The sequence below is a fragment of the Shewanella sp. 10N.286.45.A1 genome (genome assembly GCF_041470405.1).
Taxonomy (GTDB): Bacteria; Pseudomonadota; Gammaproteobacteria; order Enterobacterales; family Shewanellaceae; genus Shewanella.
The window spans coordinates 1-19,022 of record NZ_JBFRMK010000169.1; the positions used below are offsets into that span (position 1 = coordinate 1).

Below are 19,022 nucleotides of genomic sequence, written 5' to 3' on the forward strand. Positions count from 1 at the left end.
ACTGATCGGCATTAAGCAAAAGCTCTCTTTTTTTGTAAGATTTTCCTGATAATGTCTGTCTTATTAACTAATGCTATAACCATTAGATCAGCTACTCTTTATCGATAGGGCTAGTGGTGTGTTAGACAGACTCATTAGGATTAGGACGTGAGATGAATATCTACTTTTTACTTGCCGGAATACTCGCGGCATTGACCAGTATCGGGCACTTAACATACGGCAAAAGGCGTTTTCTAGGGCCGATGCAACAAGCTGATTTTGAACCTGTAGCAAAAACCATCATGTATTGCGTATTTCACTATATTTCAATCTTCTTGTTGTTATCAGCTTTGATACTTCTGGCTTGTGCTTTTGAGGCTGTTTCGCAGATGCAAAGCTTTGGCATGCTGGCTTTTATAGCACTAAACTTTGGGTTATTTGCCATTTGGCAGCTATATATTGGGCTTATGAGTGATCTTGAAAGGCCATTTAAACATTTGTTTCAATGGATATTATTTCTGAGTATCTCCATCTTGACAATGCTTGGTGTTATTTTGACATAGTGACATTTCCCTGCAAACAACAAAAGGGCGTCCCACATGCCGATATGCTGGGAAAATGAATTATTTGAATTGTTTTCATCCACAGATACCTTGTTTTTTCAATTCAAGAGCAGTAGGTTATTGGCATAATAAAAAATGTTTCAAATGGAATGAAACCACTAAATCAGGATGAACCATGTCAATAGCCGTTAAAACAAGCTTATCTTTGTTACCGAATTTTCTGCTGCTCCCACCTCAAATATTTAAGTTTTATCCTACCGTTCGATAGTTTGAAAATATCACGTTAACTTACAAATTTTTGTCAAAGCCTTAGCTATTTTAATGCGCCTTTAGTTGTATTATAGGTCGTTAGTCAGGCTGAGTTATTTGCTACATGAAGAGCATTATTATGATAGAAGTCCATGAATTAAAAAAAGAATATCCCATGGGTGATACATGTGTAAAAGCACTCAATGGAGTGAGTTTTAGTATCACTAAAAATGAATTCGTTGCAATTATGGGGCCTTCAGGCTCAGGTAAGTCTACCTTAATGAACATTATCGGTTGTCTCGATAAACCGACATCTGGCAGCTATAGCTTAAATAATCAGGAAGTCGAAGATCTTGATGATGACGCTCTGTCGGCGGTCAGAAATAAAGAGATTGGTTTTGTGTTTCAAAGTTTTCATTTACTGCCACGCTTATCGGCCTTACAGAATGTGCTATTGCCGCTGAGGTTCTCAGCAAACCCAGAACAAGACTCAAGCTATGCCCATGAACTTCTGTCGAGAGTGGGACTTGGTACTCGGCATGATCATCGACCTAATCAGCTCTCTGGTGGACAAAGACAACGTGTCGCAATCGCCCGCTCTTTAGTTAATAAGCCAGCAATACTGTTGGCAGATGAACCCACGGGTGCACTTGATAGTAAAACCTCAGTCGAGATAATGGCGCTTTTTACTGAATTACATAAAGCGGGACAAACCATTATTTTGGTCACTCATGAAGAGGAGGTCGCCGCATATGCTCAACGAATTATTCGCATGAGAGATGGAGATATCGTTGAGATTGAAGAGAGGTCGACCAATGCAGCTTAAAACGATAATAAATCAGTCAGCTTTTTATCTACTTTTGAGCTACACACCGCATTTGGCTATCGCTAATGAGCCTCCTGCGACATCGTCGCAGTTAGAAAAAAGCGCTCAATTTAAGCAGGTATCGCAATTATCACCTTTGCTATTAACGGGTAAGGTTTCCTCTGTTGTTTCGCAGCCGATCATGGTGCCCAAAGCCGGGGACGCTTGGTATTATCAAATTAAGTGGATGTTACCGGAAGGTAGTATCGCTAAAGCAGGTGAGGTAGTGGTTATTTTTGATAAGAGTGCCATTGCTAATAAAATCGAACAGTTAGAGGCGAGCTTACTGAGGGTGACAGCGCAAGAGCAAAGTCAATCTATAGAGCTCGATGCGCAGATCTTACAAGCTGAATTCGATTTAAAGCAAGCGAGGCTAGAACTGGAGAAAGCGGAGCTGGATGCTGGGATCCCCGCTGATTTTATTGCGGCTAAAGATTATGCTGACAATCAGTTTAATAAACTCAAAGCGATTTCTGAACTATCAAAAAAAGCGCAGTCTTTAAAAGAGATTACAGATAGAAGATCTGCATCAATTGCACAACTGCATATAGATAAAACCCGAGCTCAAAGAGAGTTGGAGCAGTCGCTTAAAGGCTTAGAGCAATTAGAGATCACTTCCACTATCAATGGCCCTATTTTGTATGGACGCGACCCTTGGTCGGATAAAAAATTTGCAGTGGGAGATTCGGTGCAAATAGGCCGACAGGTGGCCACTATTCCAGCGATGAAAGAACTTGAAGTGATTGCTTGGGTCAATGAAGTTGATGTTGATAGGTTGAACATTGGTAATGAAGTTAGTCTGAGATTGGACTCGCAATCAAGTATATCTCTTAATGGTGCCGTTCAAGGCATAGGCCGCCAAGCAACAAAGCAAACAGCTTGGGGAAACAGCAATTGGTTTAGAGTTGAAATAACTTTTTCTAACGATGACAGAGTGAAGATTATTCCTGGAATGAGTGTGTTAGTTGAACCTATTGGGAGTACATCATGAAGAGCACTTTCGTTGCAGTATCCTTGATAAGTACCTTGTTAGTCGGTTGTTCGGATACGGTTGTAACCCAAGTTGAATCGGGGGTGTTGAGCCAGCAGATCGAAGTCACAGGAGAGTTAGTATCGTCTAATACTGTCAATTTAAAACCGCCAGCTATTCGGCGGGTCTGGCAGTATCAGATAAAAATGTTAGCGCCAGAGGGGAGCGATGTTAGTGAAGGCGATCGGGTTGCTCAGCTTGATACTTCAGAACTTGCGCAGCGACTTTCGGTTAAAAGTGCCAATTTGGAAACGACGCTGCAAGATCTCGAAACTTCAAAGTTGCGTAATGCCAAAAAGTTGGAAGAGTTAAAGCTTGAGCTTGCTGAAGCTAAAATGAATCAAGAGAAAAGCCAACTTAAAGTTGAAATCTCTGATGAAACAGTCTCTGTTATTGACAAGAAAAAATACCAACGCGATGCCATTATTGCTACCGATAGAGTGGGGTTAATCCATAAAAAAATAGAGTTAGAAAGCTTAAGCGCAGAGCAAAGAGTCAAGATGCTTGAAGGAGATAAGCAGAAATTTGAACTTGAAGTCGCTGCACTACAAAAAGGCATTCAATCTCTTACTCTTATCGCACCGCGCAGTGGCATGGTGGTATACGGCAATGATCAACAAGGCAATAAAGTCGCTGAGGGGCAGAATGTGTTTAATGGCAATACCTTATTGAGTATTCCAGATCTTAAGCATATGCAAGTGAACATGACTATTCCTGAAGTTGAGGCCGGCAGAGTTAAAGTCGGGCAAAAACTAAAAATTAGGTTAGATGCCAACCCTGAACGAAGCTTTAACGGTGAAATAAAAGAGCTAGGCGCCGTATTTAGAGTTAAGAATCAAGATGTACCTTTGGTTATATTTGATGCTGTAGCCAGTATTAACGAAGCTGATACTGAGTTGATGAGACCGGGGATGACGGCAAAAATTAGCATTGATATCGCCAATAATAATGAGCAATTGCTGTTGTCGCTCGATGCTATCCATTATGAGCGTGGCAATGCTTACGTCTACACACAGGGCTTATTTAGTAACAGTAAACAGTTTGTATCGCTTGGCGCCATGGGTAAAGAGCAGGTTGTCATTGCATCAGGTTTAAACGAAGGCGATGAGGTGTTGCTGCCATGAATTATTTATTGAAAAACAAACGGGCAATGCTAGGTGCCACGCTAAGTAGTTTGCTACTGATTGCCACAATGGGTTGTAGCCAACAAGAAAGTGATGGTGTATTGACACTTGAAATAGCAGCGTCTGATTTTAAAGTTGATATTCCTGCTTCTGGAGAACTTGAAGCTGCTAATTCAACGACGGTTACTGTTCCGTCAGGGCTTCGAGGACCGCAGTCTTTAGCTTGGATCATGGATAATTTTAGCAATGTTAAAGCCGGTGATGTGGTTGCTACCATGGATTCAACAAGAGAAAGCTATCGTTTGGAAATGGAGAAGCTTGATTTCGATCGCTTAAGCTTAGACAGTCAGATCCAGACGGAGAAAGATAAAACCATTGATAAGACGTTGACAACGGACACCAAGCTGACGGGGGAGGAGCGTGAGCTAGCAGATCGCTTTTTTAGTGAAGATGAACGTGTTTATACCAAGATAGATATTATTGATCAGATGCGCAACCAAGATTACTTAGAAGCTAAAATGACCTTCTATAATTGGGGGATCGGACAACATGGTTCACAGGCAGATGCTGAGCAGGAGTTAATTAAGCTCAAGCAAAAGGGCCATAAAGCCAAAATGTCACGCTACTCTAATAATCTCAATCAAATGGAGATTATTGCTCCTCACGATGGTGTTTTTGTTGCTCAGGAGGGCTGGAATGGGGTTCCACCTGTTGCCGGCGATATGATGTGGTCTGGCATGACCATCGGTACGCTACCTGACACCTCAAAAATGCAGGCAAAGCTGTATGTATTGGAATCTGAAGCATTAGGACTCGCAATAGGTAAACCGGTGACTTTGTATCTTGATGCTTATCCAGATATGCCGATTATTGGTGAAGTATCTCAATTAGATGCATTGTCTAAAGCGAAAGAGAAAGACAGTCCTGTTAATTACTTTGAATTAACAGTCAGTATCGACAAGACCATTGTTAAGATTATGCAACCGGGAAGACAAGTAAACGCCAATGTGCATGCTCTTGACCTTCAGAATGTCATTACAGTGCCGAATCAAGCGTTATTTCAAAAATCTGGTGAATACTGGGTCTATTTAAAAACGTCTGCCGGATTTATTAAACAAAAGGTACAACCGGGCAATCGCAGCTTAAACCGTACTGTTATTAAAGATGGACTGGCAAAAGGCGACACGATTGCCTTAACAACACCACCGAAAAGGAATCGAGTATGACCGGTAATAGACCAACGGCATCTTCAGCGAGCCTACCGATATACTTAGACGGTATAAAGCAAGCATTTGATGAAATGCGCCATCACAAATTGCGCACATTGCTCACTCTTCTGGGGATGATCTTTGGTGTGGGTGCCGTCATCGCTATGCTCAGCGTAGGTGAAGGTGCAGAGCGCGAAGCGCTGAAAATGATTGAATCGATGGGAGTAAATAATCTTGTTATTAATGCTCGAACGACAGAAGGGGAAGCACTCAAGTCAGTACGTGAACATAGTGTTGGCTTAAGCATTAGAGATATTGATAGTGCAACAGACACATTGCCTTTTGTTGAAAATTGGAGCGCAGAAAAGAACGTTAAAGTCTTTAGCTTGTTTAGCCTTAAAGGTCGCAGTGACGCAAAGGTCTTAGGTGTCACACCAAGTTATTTCGATTTAAGTGCTTTAGATTTAGGCGAGGGGCGCAGGCTTAACCAAACAGACGAATCGCACTTTCAGCAAGTTACAGTTCTCGGCCCTGAAGCTGCTCAAAGCCTGTTCCCGCAAGGTAATGCTATTGGCAGTTTAGTTAAAGTGAATCATCAATGGTTCACGGTTGTTGGGGTGTTATCTGAAAAAGAGGGAACCAAGTCAACGATTCAAGGTGTTAAATTAGGTGGCGAGCGTAATCAGGTTTTTATCCCACTGAGCACAGCGCTGAAAAAGATGCAGTTTAAGCATTTAGAAGGTGAATTGGATTCTTTTAAATTAGCACTGGTTGATGGTGTCGACCCGACTCTAGCCTCCAAAAGCTTACAGCATCTGTTAAATCGCCGCCATGGCGGTGAAAAAGACTTTGACGTTGTTGTACCTGCCGATCTGTTAGCTCAGCATCAGAAGACGCAGCAGATATTTAATATCGTTATGGCTTGTGTTGCTGGGATTTCACTGTTGGTGGGGGGGATCGGCATTATGAATATTATGTTAGCAACCATTCTCGAGAGAACTGGCGAAATTGGTCTTTTGAGAGCATTAGGCGCTAAACGAAAGGACATTGCACGGCAATTTCTTATCGAAAGCATCGCAATCTCAGCAACCGGGGGCATTATCGGTATTGGCGTTGGGTTATTGTTGGCGTTGGTGATCTCTTCTGCAGCGGGTTGGCCAGTAGCTTGGTCTCCTTTCGCTATTGTACTCGCGCTGGGAGTTTGTATGACTATCGGTGTCGGTTTTGGCTTATATCCTGCTAAAAAGGCTGCCAAACTTGACCCTATTGTGGCGTTGCAACGGGATTAAGTAGTGCTGTTTCAAACTGCTTTAAGCTTAAGGGGAGTTAAATGGAATGACTCCCTTTTGTTTACTTTTATACATTCTAATCGAATGCGTCGTCTTGGAGTTACATTTACGATCTAATGTGTATCCCTTGGTGGGGCATTAGTTGAAGGTGAGTAGAACTCACTTTGCTGTTTCTGCTCGGTGCAACAATATCAGTGGCTTTAACACTAATTGTATTTCCTGCCGATGAAAGGAAAATAACAATAACTTCAATAAAAATATAACTTTGACTCGAGTAAAGGGATTTTATAATGAGTAATTATTGTCAACATATTTTGGCTTTTTTGTCATTGCTATTATTTAGTTGTAATGGATATGCCAACCTACTTGCAGAAGGCGTTTGACAAGGAGCGATTGTTGAACATGGCGTGGAACAACGACTTGTTTTGACCATTAAGGGAAATGAAGAGCAGATTCTAACTGCGCACTTAGATGTGCCTGATAGTGGTTGGATGAGGATCCCTGCTTCAATTACTTCTGATGCTGATCAGATCTTGATCGATATGCCTACAGTAGATGCATCGCTTAGAGGGCAACTACATTATGATGGTCAATCCATTGAAGGTCTGTTTATGTGGCAGGGAGAGCCGATACCTATTCGGCTAAACGCTATCGCCGAAGCGCCGCGAGCTTCTGCATTGATCTATAACTCAAAATTGTCTAATTTAGAATTTGCGAAAGAGTTCGATAGCATATCAGCAAGCAACTCTTCCTACTTTCCTGGGTTAATAGCTAAAGCTAAGCACTGCCCCCAACTGAATTCGATACTGGTTTATAGTGGCGGTAAACTCCTGACTGAAGAATATTTTAATCAATTAGATAAAAATACAATGGCCAATATAAAGTCGGTTAACAAAAGCTTATTATCCATTCTTGTTGGCATCGCAATAGAAAAGAAATTTATCGTGGATCTTGATGAAAAGATTGCCCAATTCTTGCCAAATCATAAAGAGTTTCATGAGAACAAATTAAAAGAACAGATCACTGTACGTGATCTGCTCAATATGAGAGCAGGGCTAGAATTTAACGAGAAGTTCGACTTCCAATTTGGTCAGCATCCTATTTGGGATTCTATTGATTGGGTACGTGCAATATCTGAGCTCAAGATGAGTGGTAAAGCTGGAGAATTTTATAGCTTCAGCACAGTGCAAGCCCACTTACTATCGGCTGTGTTAACCAAAGCAACTGGCATGGATACATTAACTTTTGCCAATTTGTACCTCTTTCACCCGTTAAACATTACCGGTGTTGTTTGGTATAAATCGCAGAAAGGGATCTATATGGGGGGCTCCGATATGTTTTTAACGCCGCGAGAAATGCTGCAGATAGGACGGCTTTATTTAAATAAGGGCATGTATCGACAGCAGCAGATTGTCAGTGAACAATGGATAACACGTTCATTAGAGGGCGATTTTCCAAACGAGATGATCTCAGGTGGCGAACATTACGGATATTTGTGGGAGAGGTTTAAAATCGCAGGTATTGATGCTTATAAAGCCACAGGTTTTGGCGGGCAATATATCGTAAACGTACCACAACTAAGTACTTCAATTGTAACCACCGCAAATCCAAACTATTTATCAGGTGGGCAACGTAATTCAGAAGAAGTGATGCAGCTTGTGACTTCTTTCGTGAGCCAGATTGCAGCCAAACAGAACGTCAAACAGTTGTAGACTAGATTGCTAAAGTTGTGTTGATTTGCGTTCTAGGAGGACACAGATCTTTGATTGGCATATGTGTTGTGGTGGCACAGCTTTATTGTCAAAAAGTTGTTAGGTATTATTGATAGCTAAACAGTCAAATTGATGTAGCTTTGTTAGATGTTGTTAACAGCGCTTTTTTGTTTGTTTAGTGATATCCACTGCTATTCGTTAACCGGGTAATCGATAGCTCTATATAGCCGCTTAGAAAGTGCCTCAGCGTGAGAGTAAACGCTAGAGTTCAAATTAATAACCGTTTTTGCAAAGTTGAGCAGCTTTCCTTCTTTGATGTTTTTAACTCATTCCTGTTGTAAAGTTACACTATTGGTTGGTTGAGTTAACTGTATATGAAGAATTTACTTTATATAGGCTTTGATGAGCCACTTTGTGTATGTAACTTACAAAATACGCTACGAAGTGTGATGTCAAACGTGGAATATTAGTTAACAAACAACTACTATTAGTCATCCAATTATTTAACGGTTGATGTTTGTGATGACAGGTTATTCAAACCCAGTTATAACAGTGAAAAAAGGCCTCGACGTGCCAATTGCTGGCGAGCCAAAGCAGGTTGTTGACGCTAGCAAATCCTGCTCCCATGTTGCACTTTTGGGAGAGGAATATGTTGGCTTAAAACCAACGATGTTAGTTGAAATCGGTGAGCTGGTGCAAAAAGGGCAAGTTCTTTTTGAAGATAAAAAGAATATTGGTGTTAAGTATACTGCACCTGCAAGTGGCAAAATCAAAGCTATCAACCGTGGTGAACGTAGGCTTTTTCAGTCTATTGTCATTGAATGCAATCAAGGCGATTCGATTCATTTTGGTATTGATGAAGATATTCAAGAGTTAAGTCGTAGCCAAGTCCAAGCTAAACTCGTCGATAGTGGCTTGTGGACAGCATTGCGCACCCGACCTTTTTCACGAGTTCCTCATTTAGATACTGCGCCAGCGGGCATTTTTGTGAGTGCAATGGACAGCAACCCATTAGCAGCGAATCCTTTAATTGTTATTGCTGAGCAAGCTGATGCGTTTGCGGCTGGACTTGCTGTTTTAGGTAAACTTACCGATGGTAAAGTTCATTTAAGTCAAGCGCCTGGCGAGAAGCTACCTGGCAGTGAATTGCCTCATGTCAGTAATCATTATTTTGAAGGGGTCCATCCCGCAGGTTTAGTCGGTACGCATATTCACTTTGTTCTGCCCGCTAGCCTCGAACGTCCTGTTTGGCATTTGGGTTATCAAGATGTCATCGCTTACGGCAAGCTATTTATAACCGGTGAGATCTATACTGACCGAGTTATTTCTCTCGCTGGGCCAGATGTTATCGAGCCGCGATTAATTCGCGTTCAAACCGGTGCTTGTTTATCTGAAGTGGTCGCTGGTGAGCTGCAAGCAGGTAACTCTCGAGTGGTTTCTGGTTCTGTCTTATCGGGCCACACTGCTTTTGGCGTCCACGATTTCCTTGGTCGTTTTCATAATCAGGTTAGTGTGCTTCAAGAAGATTCACAACACCACCTATTGCCGTGGGTAAGAGGTGGATCTGAAAAATTCTCCATCACTCGTGCGGTTACATCACGTCTTAAAGGCGCTAACAAACTATTTAACTTAACCACCCATACCGGTGGTTCGGCTCGTGCAATGATGGCATTTGGTCAACTTGACAGAGTGATGCCACTCGATGTTTTGCCAACACTATTAGTACGTGATCTTGTCGTTAGAGACACAGATGAAGCGCAAGCCCTAGGTGCATTGGAACTTGATGAAGAAGATTTAGCATTATGTACCTTTGTGTGTCCCGGCAAGTACGATTTTGGTAAAGAGCTGCGTGCTTGTTTAGAAATTATTGAGAGGGAAGGTTGATGAGTCAACAAGATAAAAAGCCCGATATTCATGAGGATTATTATGCACCGGGTAACTCAGTAAAGGGCTATTTGCACTCTTTACTAGTGGCTCATGGACGAAGTACTAAAGGTAAAGTACATGTTCGAGATGCCATCGATGTAAAAAGAACGATGACGATTGTCGGTTTATGTTTACTGCCTGCCATCTTGTTCGGTATATACAACATCGGTCTTCAAGCACAGATCGCAGTTGCATCGGGTTTAGAAGCTTCTAGTGTATGGCAGCTTATCCCATTTAATGCCATTTTTGGCGGCATGACAGAGCAAACCGGCTTTATTGGTTTAGTTATTTATGGCTTAAGCTTGTATGCGCCGATCTACATTACAGCGCTGTTAGTAAGCCTATTTTGGGAAATGGTATTTGCTAAGGTGCGCGGTCAAGAACTACACGAAGGCTTCTTTGTGACTGCGTTGCTATTTACCTTGATCTTGCCTGTTTCTACACCGCTTTGGTTAGTGGCAATGGGGATCACCTTTGGTGTCATTATGGCAAAAGAGGTGTTCGGTGGCATGGGATACAACTTCCTTAACCCCGCATTAGCAGGTCTAGCATTTATCTATTTTGCCTATCCATCACAGGTTACCGCTGTTACTCAACTCGTTGCCGTAGATGGCTTCTCTGGTGCGACAACGTTAATGCAAACTGCAGCAGGTAAGATGAGCTTTGCTGATTATGCATGGTATGAAGCGTTTGCCGATCCTAACTGGTGGAATGCATTCTTTGGTTTTACAGTGGGCGCGATTGGTGAAACCAGCACTTTAGCATTGCTCATCGGCGGCGGCTTCTTAATCCTTACCCGTCTTGCTGATTGGCGTATCGTAGCGGGTGTACTTGCAGGGATGATAGCGACAGCCACACTATTTAACCTTATAGGTTCATCTAAAAATGAACTGTTTGCTATGCCATGGACTTGGCATCTAGTAACCGGTGGTTTTGCAATCGCAATGATGTTTATGGCAACAGATCCAGTGACCACATCTTATACCCGTAAAGGCAAAGTCGCTTATGGCTTGTTAATTGGTTTTATTACCGTGCTTATTCGCGTTGTTAATCCAAAAATGCCTGAAGGTGTGATGCTCGCGATATTGTTCGCCAACTTATGGGCGCCAATCTTTGATTACCTAGTCGCCAAAGCCAACATAAAACGGAGACTAAAACGCAATGGTCTTTAACAGTAAACAAAAAGGCAGTGCTACTACAATAGCTATGCCTGCGATGTTATTAGCTAAATTGTGGGAAGCGATATTTGAGTACCTACTCTATCGTATGCCTAAAAGTGCAAAGCAGGTCAATACGGGGAATAAAGCGTAATGGCATTTAAGAAAGATTCATTTTTGGGCACGATGATTTTCACCGTGACCCTCTGCTTATTGTGTTCATTTATGATCACCGGTACAGCAGAGCTTCTAAAAGAGCGCAAACTGGTTAAAAAGCGTGACGAGCTTAAACGCAACGTCTTAATAGCTGCTGATGTCGATATTGCGGATAAAGGCTTCAGAGCGATATTCGACAAAGACGTTAAGCCTTTATTGGTAACTCTCAATTCTGGCGATGTTGTCACTGGTTCTGAAATTAACGTGCTAGATTTTGATGACAAAATGGCGGCAATTAACCCAGAAACATCAGTTAAGCTTGAGAAAAAGCAAGATAAAGCCAAAATCAAAACCCGTGCTAACCAAGTACGAGTATTCAAAGTCTTTGACGATAATAACCAGCTAGAGGCCGTTGTTTTACCTATTTACGGTAAAGGATTATGGTCGATGGTTTATGGTTATGTGGCGTTGCAACCTGACTTTAATACTATTGAAAATGTCGTGTTTTATGAACATGGTGAAACTCCGGGTATTGGTGATTTCCTTAACGACCCAGAGTGGACCGACAAATGGCATGGTAAGCAGTTATTTAACGAGAAAGGAAAAGTCTCTTTCAAAGTGGTTAAAGGCGGTGCAAAAGCCGGAGATGTTCATGGTGTCGATGCCGTCAGTGGAGCAACTATGACTGGCCGGGGAGTTCAGCGAGCTGTGCAGTTTTGGTTTGGTGCTGATGGGTTTGAAACCTTCCTAAATAAGCTAAAAGCGTCGGAGGCTAAGTGATGAGTACTCAAACTGCATCAACTCGTGACATTTTAACCAGTCCTATTTTCAGCAATAACCCAGTAGCTATGCAAGTGCTAGGGGTATGTTCTGCGCTAGCTGTTAGTAACTCAATGCAAACCGCATTAGTGATGACAATCGCCGTGACATTTGTACTGGTATTTTCAAATTTAATCATCTCTAGCATACGCTCTCTTATACCTAATAGCGTGCGAATTATTGCGCAAATGACAGTCATTGCTTCATTAGTGATTATTGTTGATATGGTACTGCAAGATGTTGCATATGAGCTATCGCGCCAGCTGTCAGTATTTGTTGGATTGATTATTACTAACTGTATCATCATGGGACGTGCTGAAGCATTTGCAATGAAGAATCCACCACATCTCGCTGTGGTTGATGCTGTTGGTAATGCAATGGGATACGGCGTGATCTTATTGGGTGTGGCGTTTGTTCGTGAACTACTGGGTAGTGGTACCTTGTTTGGCCATGAAATTTTACAAACCGTTGAAAACGGCGGTTGGTATTTAGCTAATGAGATGTTCAAGCTACCACCAAGTGCGTTCTTCTTAATTGGTTTGATGATCTGGTCAATTAACGTCATTCAGCGTAAGCGAGGGTAGTAGGCGATATGGAACATTATATAAACCTGTTTATTCAGGCTGCGTTTATCGACAACATGGCGCTGTCATTCTTCATGGGAATGTGTACTTTTTTAGCCGTGTCTAAGAAAGTGTCGACCTCCTTTGGTTTGGGGATAGCGGTTATCGTGGTAATGACTTTAGCTGTGCCACTTAACCAAATCATTTATGCCAATGTCTTAGCGCCTGGTGCGCTAGCTTGGGCAGGTTACCCAGCATTAGATTTAAGCTATTTGCAGTTAATTACCTTTATTGGGGTGATTGCAGCCTTGGTACAGATCTTAGAGATGTTTTTAGATAAGTACATTCCAGCATTGTATGACTCTCTTGGTATTTTCTTACCTTTGCTAACGGTAAACTGCGCGATTTTCGCCGGTGTTATCTTTATGGCAAACCGTGATTACTCACTGGGAGAGTCGGTGGTGTTCGCAGCAGGTTCAGGCTTTGGCTGGGCAATGGCGATTGTGATGCTCGCTGGATTACGTGAGCGGATGAAATTCCATGCAATACCTGAAGGCCTGCAGGGCATAGGTATTGTATTTATTACCACCGGTTTGATGGCACTAGGCTTTATGGCTTTCTCTGGTATTTCTATTTAAGCCTGTTTAGTTAAGCAGCTTAATGAAAACGAATTAAACAAAAGGTAAATTCGATGGAAATGGCAATTGGTATCGGCATGTTCACCGTAGTGGTAAGCATGTTGGTCATGGTGATTTTATTCGCCAAAAGTAAATTGGTTTCTACGGGTGATGTTAATATCCGTATTAATGATGATGCTGAAAAAAGTATTTCAACAGCAGCGGGCGACAAACTGCTCGGCGCGTTAGCGGGCAAAAACATTTTCATTCCGTCAGCTTGTGGCGGAGGCGGTACATGTGGCCAATGTCGGGTGACTGTAAAATCTGGCGGTGGCGATATTTTGCCGACAGAACGTGATCATATCAGTAAGAAAGAGGCAAAAGAGGGTTGCCGTTTAGCCTGTCAGGTCTCAGTTAAAACGGATATGGAGCTTGAGGTTGAAGAGGAGATCTTTGGCGTTAAGAAGTGGCAATGTGAAGTTATTTCTAACAATAACACTGCGACTTTCATTAAAGAGTTATTGCTGAAACTACCAGAGGGCGAAGACGTTCTTTTCAAAGCGGGTGGTTATATTCAAATTGAAGCACCTGCGCATACTGTCAATTATGCAGACTTTGATATTCCCGCTGAGTATCGTGATGATTGGGAGAAGTACGAGCTGTTTAAGCTAGTCTCAAAAGTCGATGAGGATGTTTTACGTGCTTATTCGATGGCTAACTACCCTGATGAAAAGGGGCGTATCATGCTTAACGTACGTATTGCGACGCCACCTAATGACAAAGTGGCTCCGGGTAAAATGTCATCGTACATCTTTAACCTAAAGGCCGGTGATATGGTGACTATCTCAGGTCCATTTGGTGAGTTCTTCGTTAAAGAGACCGATGCCGAAATGATTTTTGTTGGTGGTGGTGCGGGTATGGCACCAATGCGTTCACATATCTTCGATCAGCTAAAGAGCAAAAAGACGCAACGCAAGATGAGTTTTTGGTACGGTGCTCGTTCAACACGTGAAGTGTTCTACCAAGAAGATTTCGACATGTTAGCTGCTGAGAATGAAAACTTTGTTTGGCATGTCGCGCTATCTGATCCGTTACCTGAAGATAACTGGACCGGTTACACGGGCTTTATTCACAATGTACTGTTTGAAAATTACTTGCGTGACCATAAAGCGCCGGAAGATTGTGAGTTCTATATGTGTGGCCCTCCTATCATGAACTCGTCAGTGATTAACTTGCTAGAAAGTTTAGGTGTTGAGCCTGAAAACATTCTACTTGATGATTTCGGTGATTAAGAGAAGCTCAATCGTTTAAATAAGAAAACGCAGCTATGTTAGCTGCGTTTTTTTATCTAGAACTTTCGTTTAGTCTATGTACTTAAATTGTGCTACCGCTACAGGTTTAACGAATTCAAACTGTAAACGGTGTGCTTTAGAGTTTAACTAAGGACACACTGATCGATAAGTGCATTTTTCTTTATCGTGATGTCGATATAAATAACTGGTAGCACCCTTCTATCACATCTGTTTAGTTTCACTTTTATCCTCCTTTCTAAAAAGTATCGCTTATTCTTGGTTTTGTTCCTGGTGAATTTAAATTATTAAATATCAATAACTTGATTTATTGTTGTTACTGTTTTAGCTATTGATTATGTTTCATTTATTTATTGATTCGTAAGCTGTTTAAACTTCTCAACCATATTCAACGGGGCAGTGCTAAATCATCATTGGCTTGCTCATTACTTTTGCTCTCTATTCATGTTCCTTGTATCTGCCATATGTGCTGAAGAGAGCGTGATACGGCTACAAATTTAAATATGGAAGGTTTTAATATGTCATCGTCTAATTCATCAAGCGTAGATAGTTACATTCAATTTGCTCGAAGTATTCCGCGTTTAGACGCTGAAGCAGAGCGTGAACTCGCAAAACGCTATAGTGAAACTGGAGGCAAGTATTACTTGGATAAGTTGAGTACTTCACTGCTCGGTTTTGTGCTTCATATAGCAAAAGGATTTAAAGGCTACGGTTTACCTTTTGAAGATCTGATCCAAGAGGGAAATATAGGGTTACTAAAAGCGGTAAAGAAATTCGACTACCGCGCAGGAGTCCGTTTATCGACGTTTTCTGTACATTGGATAAAAGCCGAGATCTGTGAGTATGTATTGAAGAATTGGCGACTAGTCAAAGTTGCGACTACTAAAGATCAGCGCAAGCTATTTTTTAATCTTCGAAGTCACAAAACCCATCAGGGTTGGTTTAGTAAGCAAGAGGCAATCGCACTTGCTGAAAAGCTAGATATACCAGTCGACACCGTTGAAGAGATGGAGGCGAGAATGGCTGCACGTGATGATAACTTTGATTCAACACTGAATGAGGATGGTGAAGAGGGCGCTCAAAAAGCGTATGTTATCGATGCATCCTCAAACCTTGCTGAGAATATTGAAGAGGAACAGTGGCAGCAGCATAATAAATCTAAGCTTATGGGTACGCTCAAAACACTGAATGACAGAAGTCGAAATATTATTCACTCTCGCTGGTTATCCAATAAGAAAACTACCTTAACAGAATTATTGCTAACTTATGATGTGTCTGCTGAACGGATCCGTCAGCTGGAGCAAGAGGCATTTTCAGCGATTAAACAAGCTGAAGATAAGTCTATGTATCACTAGTTTTTCATCCTAGTTTGTATTCGATTAACGTATATCTACTGGGGGGGCGCTCGATACTTAGCCTTGAGGCTCGTAAGTCGCATATGACAAGTCAGTGATTGAAGATGTTCGCTATTGCCTATGCTCGAGTGTTGTAAGCTATATCTTCAGCTTCTGCCTGCCAAGGAAGGCTTGTCTTTATTTTGAATTCAATTTTCATAGTATTAATCTTTTTATGAATGAAGTTCAATATCTTAAGGTGGATTATTAGCCAATCATTATTGTTATTTAACGCTAAATAAATTAGCTTACTGGGAAGTTTGTTTTCTAAAAAGCCCGAGCAGCAAAGTACGGGCGAAATCACTACTCTTTACCAGCAAGGATCTAGGCAATGGACGCTCAACGCCCCAACTTCATCTATCCCCCCGGCTCAATGTTAATGCACTCGCCACTGATTTTAAGTAAAGCAGATATGTACGGCTTTTTTATGAAAGGAAAAATGGCCAACCTACAGTGCTCGATTGATAAGTGCCTTAATCAAGTGGCAGGCAGTACGATGTACTTTAAAGTACTTTCGCCATATGTGTTAACCAGTTTTACTCGGGTTGATAAAGCCTACTCTGAATACCCAGAAGATAGAGACAAGGGCTGGATCCAAGAAACAGACATTGTTACTTGGGTCATGGTGGGCCGCCAAAATAGCAGTGACAGTGATGATATCAGCCATGTCTATTTTCATCCGCTGCACATATTCGTTAATGACGCGATGGCACTCATTAATGGACGTGAGTTATTCGGTTACCCTAAGTACATGTGTGAATACGAGATGCCTGAAGTTGGAGAACCGCTAACTAAGCTCAGCCTTTCTGCTAAAAGTTTTAAGCATTTCTCACAAGATAGCGAATTGGCAATGCATCCGTTATTAAGTGTTGACTGCGAAGCCGCTGAAGAACATCATTTATCAGCTTTAGAGGCAATAGGACAGACTTGGGATCTATTTAAAGCGCAGACCGACTTTATCCCTGAACTCGATAAATTGGGTGTGAAGCAGTTATTTAGTTTGTTATTTAAACCTGCCATAGACCAAGTGTTTCTAAAGCAACTACCTGACAATGCTGGCGATAAAGCCGTTTATCAAGCGATTACAGCAGCGCCGGCTAAAGTCAATAAAGTGCACTCTATTTCGTTACTAGAAAATGATTTGCTAGCGACTGTGTTTGATAATGCCTCTTTTTCATTTAAAGAGTCGTTAGGCGTTGAACTAGGAGAACAAAATGTATTGCTGCCTTACCATGTTAACTTCGATTTTGAAGTCCCTCAAGGTGAAGTATTAGTTGATAACTCAAGCATAAAAAAAGAAAAAATCGCTATTTTAGGTGGTGGTGTGGCGGCAATGACTGCGGCCGCATGCTTGACCGAACAGCCTGGTTGGCAGAATCGCTATGAAATTGATGTTTATCAGATGGGCTGGCGTATTGGCGGGAAAGGCGCTAGTGGACGTAATGCTGAAAAAGGTCAACGTATCGAAGAGCATGGACTGCATATCTGGTTTGGTTTTTATCAAAATGCCTTCAATTTGATGCGTAAGGCTTATGAAGAACTCGATAGGCCCGCTGGTACGCCGCTAGCCACTTTCTTAGATGCCTTTAAACCACATAATTTTATTGTGTTGCAAGAGGATGTTGGTGGTGATTCAGACAGTTGGCCCATTCAGTTTCCAGAGCGCAGTGGGATCCCAGGAGATAGCACTGAAGTATTAACGCTTTGGAAAGTCGTCAAGGCAGCCTTTAGCTGGATCCGTCATTGGCTAACTGAGATGGATGACTTGCTTGATTCCCTGGAAGATGAAGATACCGCTAAGACGAAAGAGTTAGCCAGACCGGTTCACTGGTTTAGCCGCGAATGGTTTGAAGAACTAAATGACAAAATAGAAGACTCGATAGATGACGCTAAAGAGAGCTTGTCGTCACTGGCCGATAAGCTTGAATGTCACTTTAATCAAATGATTGGCCGAGATTGTGAAGCGCACCATCATGATACTGAAGATGAGGGCGGTTTTGTTGAATCTGCGGTGGATGCATTTAGGTCGCGCTTAGAAGAGCGTTTTGTTGATAAGTTAGAGACTAATGATGAACTGCGTAGATTATATATTGCAGCTGATCTGGGTTTAACCATCTTAAAAGGCATGTTCGTTGATGATGTATTTAAGCATGGCTTTGATGTTATTAACGATTATGACTACCGTGAGTGGTTAACTAAGCACGGTGCGAATCAAACCTTTACTGTCGATTCTGCGCCAGTGCGTGGTTTTTACGATCTGGTGTTTGCCTATGAAAAAGGCAATTTTGATAATCCTAACTTGGAAGCCGGCACCATTATCCGTTCAATGATGCGGATTGCGCTGTGCTACCAAGGCGGGGTGATGTGGGAGATGCAGGCTGGTATGGGCGATACCGTCTTTACGCCTTACTATGAAGTGCTTAAACGTCGTGGAGTTAATTTTCACTTCTTTAATCAAGTCGATAATTTAGAGTGTGTGAACCACAGTATTCAGGCGATAGAGATCACAGAGCAAGTGGCACTAAAGCAGGGCGTTGAATCGTACTCGCCACTTGTTGATGTTAAGGGGCTTGATTGTTGGCCAAGCCAACCTAAACTCGAAGAACTCGATGAAACGCAAGCTCAATTGATTAAGCAACATGATGTTAATTTGGAGCATTTCTGGAGTAATTGGCAGGAGGTTTATCAGGCCCATTATGGACAGCCATTGCCTAAAAAGCGGCTAGTAAAGGGTAAAGATTTTGACAAGGTGATATTTGGTTTGTCTATTGGCTCTGTGCCTCATGTAGCTAAAGAGGTCATGGAGCAAAGTGAAGCCTTAAGCAAAAGTGTTGAGAAAGTAAAAACGGTTGCCACGCAGGCTTATCAACTGTGGCTGGATCAAGATTTAGCGGGCATGGGCTGGCCTTTAAGGCCTGATAATGGCGAAGAGCCTGTACTGTCTGGGTTTACTGAACCGTTTGATACTTGGGCGTCGTTAACGCATTTGATTAAGATGGAAGACTGGCAGGGCACTCAACCCAAAAATGCTAGCTATTTTTGCTCTGCACTACCTGTTGAG

Annotated in this window: 16 protein-coding genes; all 16 read left to right on the forward strand. The window is 42.1% G+C overall.

The window, feature by feature from the left end:
* Window positions 1–152: 152 nt before the first annotated feature.
* Complete coding sequence (locus AB4238_RS13385; protein WP_372033875.1) at window positions 153–542, forward strand: hypothetical protein; 390 nt, start codon at window positions 153–155, stop codon at window positions 540–542.
* Window positions 543–930: 388 nt separating this feature from the next.
* Window positions 931–1,617, forward strand: coding sequence for an ABC transporter ATP-binding protein (locus AB4238_RS13390; RefSeq protein ID WP_372033876.1), 687 nt, complete (start codon window positions 931–933; stop codon window positions 1,615–1,617).
* Window positions 1,583–2,647 carry an HlyD family secretion protein gene (locus AB4238_RS13395; RefSeq protein WP_372033877.1) on the forward strand — a complete coding sequence of 355 codons (1,065 nt, stop codon included), beginning with the start codon at window positions 1,583–1,585 and terminating at the stop codon, window positions 2,645–2,647. The genes AB4238_RS13390 and AB4238_RS13395 overlap by 35 nt, the downstream gene beginning before the upstream one ends.
* Entirely contained in the window at window positions 2,644–3,810 is a 1,167-nt protein-coding gene (locus tag AB4238_RS13400; protein ID WP_372033878.1) for an efflux RND transporter periplasmic adaptor subunit, read from the forward strand. The genes AB4238_RS13395 and AB4238_RS13400 overlap by 4 nt, the downstream gene beginning before the upstream one ends.
* A 26-nt stretch (window positions 3,811–3,836) precedes the next feature.
* Window positions 3,837–5,036: an efflux RND transporter periplasmic adaptor subunit gene (locus tag AB4238_RS13405; RefSeq protein WP_372033886.1), complete on the forward strand. Its 1,200-nt coding sequence runs from the start codon at window positions 3,837–3,839 to the stop codon at window positions 5,034–5,036.
* The gene (locus AB4238_RS13410) at window positions 5,033–6,307 is read left to right on the forward strand and encodes an ABC transporter permease (protein ID WP_372033879.1); all 1,275 of its coding nucleotides are present in this window, start codon (window positions 5,033–5,035) and stop codon (window positions 6,305–6,307) included. The genes AB4238_RS13405 and AB4238_RS13410 overlap by 4 nt, the downstream gene beginning before the upstream one ends.
* Window positions 6,308–6,714: 407 nt before the next feature.
* Window positions 6,715–8,019, forward strand: a complete 1,305-nt coding sequence (locus tag AB4238_RS13415) for a serine hydrolase domain-containing protein (protein WP_372033880.1) — start codon at window positions 6,715–6,717, stop codon at window positions 8,017–8,019.
* A gap of 522 nt (window positions 8,020–8,541) precedes the next feature.
* Window positions 8,542–9,903, forward strand: a complete 1,362-nt coding sequence (locus AB4238_RS13420) for a Na(+)-translocating NADH-quinone reductase subunit A (RefSeq protein WP_372033887.1) — start codon at window positions 8,542–8,544, stop codon at window positions 9,901–9,903.
* On the forward strand, window positions 9,903–11,117 hold the full coding sequence (locus tag AB4238_RS13425) for an NADH:ubiquinone reductase (Na(+)-transporting) subunit B (protein ID WP_372033881.1): 1,215 nt from the start codon (window positions 9,903–9,905) through the stop codon (window positions 11,115–11,117). Before AB4238_RS13420 ends, AB4238_RS13425 begins: the two co-directional genes overlap by 1 nt.
* A complete protein-coding gene (locus AB4238_RS13430) occupies window positions 11,107–11,256 on the forward strand; it encodes a hypothetical protein (RefSeq protein ID WP_372033882.1) in 150 nt (49 codons plus the stop codon). Before AB4238_RS13425 ends, AB4238_RS13430 begins: the two co-directional genes overlap by 11 nt.
* Window positions 11,256–12,038 (forward strand): Na(+)-translocating NADH-quinone reductase subunit C, encoded by a 783-nt coding sequence (locus tag AB4238_RS13435; protein ID WP_372033883.1) that lies wholly within the window; start codon window positions 11,256–11,258, stop codon window positions 12,036–12,038. The genes AB4238_RS13430 and AB4238_RS13435 overlap by 1 nt, the downstream gene beginning before the upstream one ends.
* Window positions 12,038–12,661, forward strand: coding sequence for an NADH:ubiquinone reductase (Na(+)-transporting) subunit D (locus tag AB4238_RS13440; protein WP_371993973.1), 624 nt, complete (start codon window positions 12,038–12,040; stop codon window positions 12,659–12,661). Before AB4238_RS13435 ends, AB4238_RS13440 begins: the two co-directional genes overlap by 1 nt.
* 8 nt (window positions 12,662–12,669) lie before the next feature.
* Window positions 12,670–13,278 carry an NADH:ubiquinone reductase (Na(+)-transporting) subunit E gene (nqrE, locus tag AB4238_RS13445; RefSeq protein WP_020912964.1) on the forward strand — a complete coding sequence of 203 codons (609 nt, stop codon included), beginning with the start codon at window positions 12,670–12,672 and terminating at the stop codon, window positions 13,276–13,278.
* A 53-nt stretch (window positions 13,279–13,331) separates the two neighbouring features.
* Window positions 13,332–14,549: an NADH:ubiquinone reductase (Na(+)-transporting) subunit F gene (gene nqrF, locus AB4238_RS13450; protein ID WP_371993975.1), complete on the forward strand. Its 1,218-nt coding sequence runs from the start codon at window positions 13,332–13,334 to the stop codon at window positions 14,547–14,549.
* Between the two features lie 536 nt (window positions 14,550–15,085).
* On the forward strand, window positions 15,086–15,922 hold the full coding sequence (locus AB4238_RS13455; protein WP_372033884.1) for an RNA polymerase factor sigma-32: 837 nt from the start codon (window positions 15,086–15,088) through the stop codon (window positions 15,920–15,922).
* Window positions 15,923–16,292: 370 nt separating this feature from the next.
* A partial coding sequence (locus tag AB4238_RS13460) for an NAD(P)-binding protein (RefSeq protein ID WP_372033885.1) occupies window positions 16,293–19,022 on the forward strand: 2,730 nt, incomplete at its 3' end.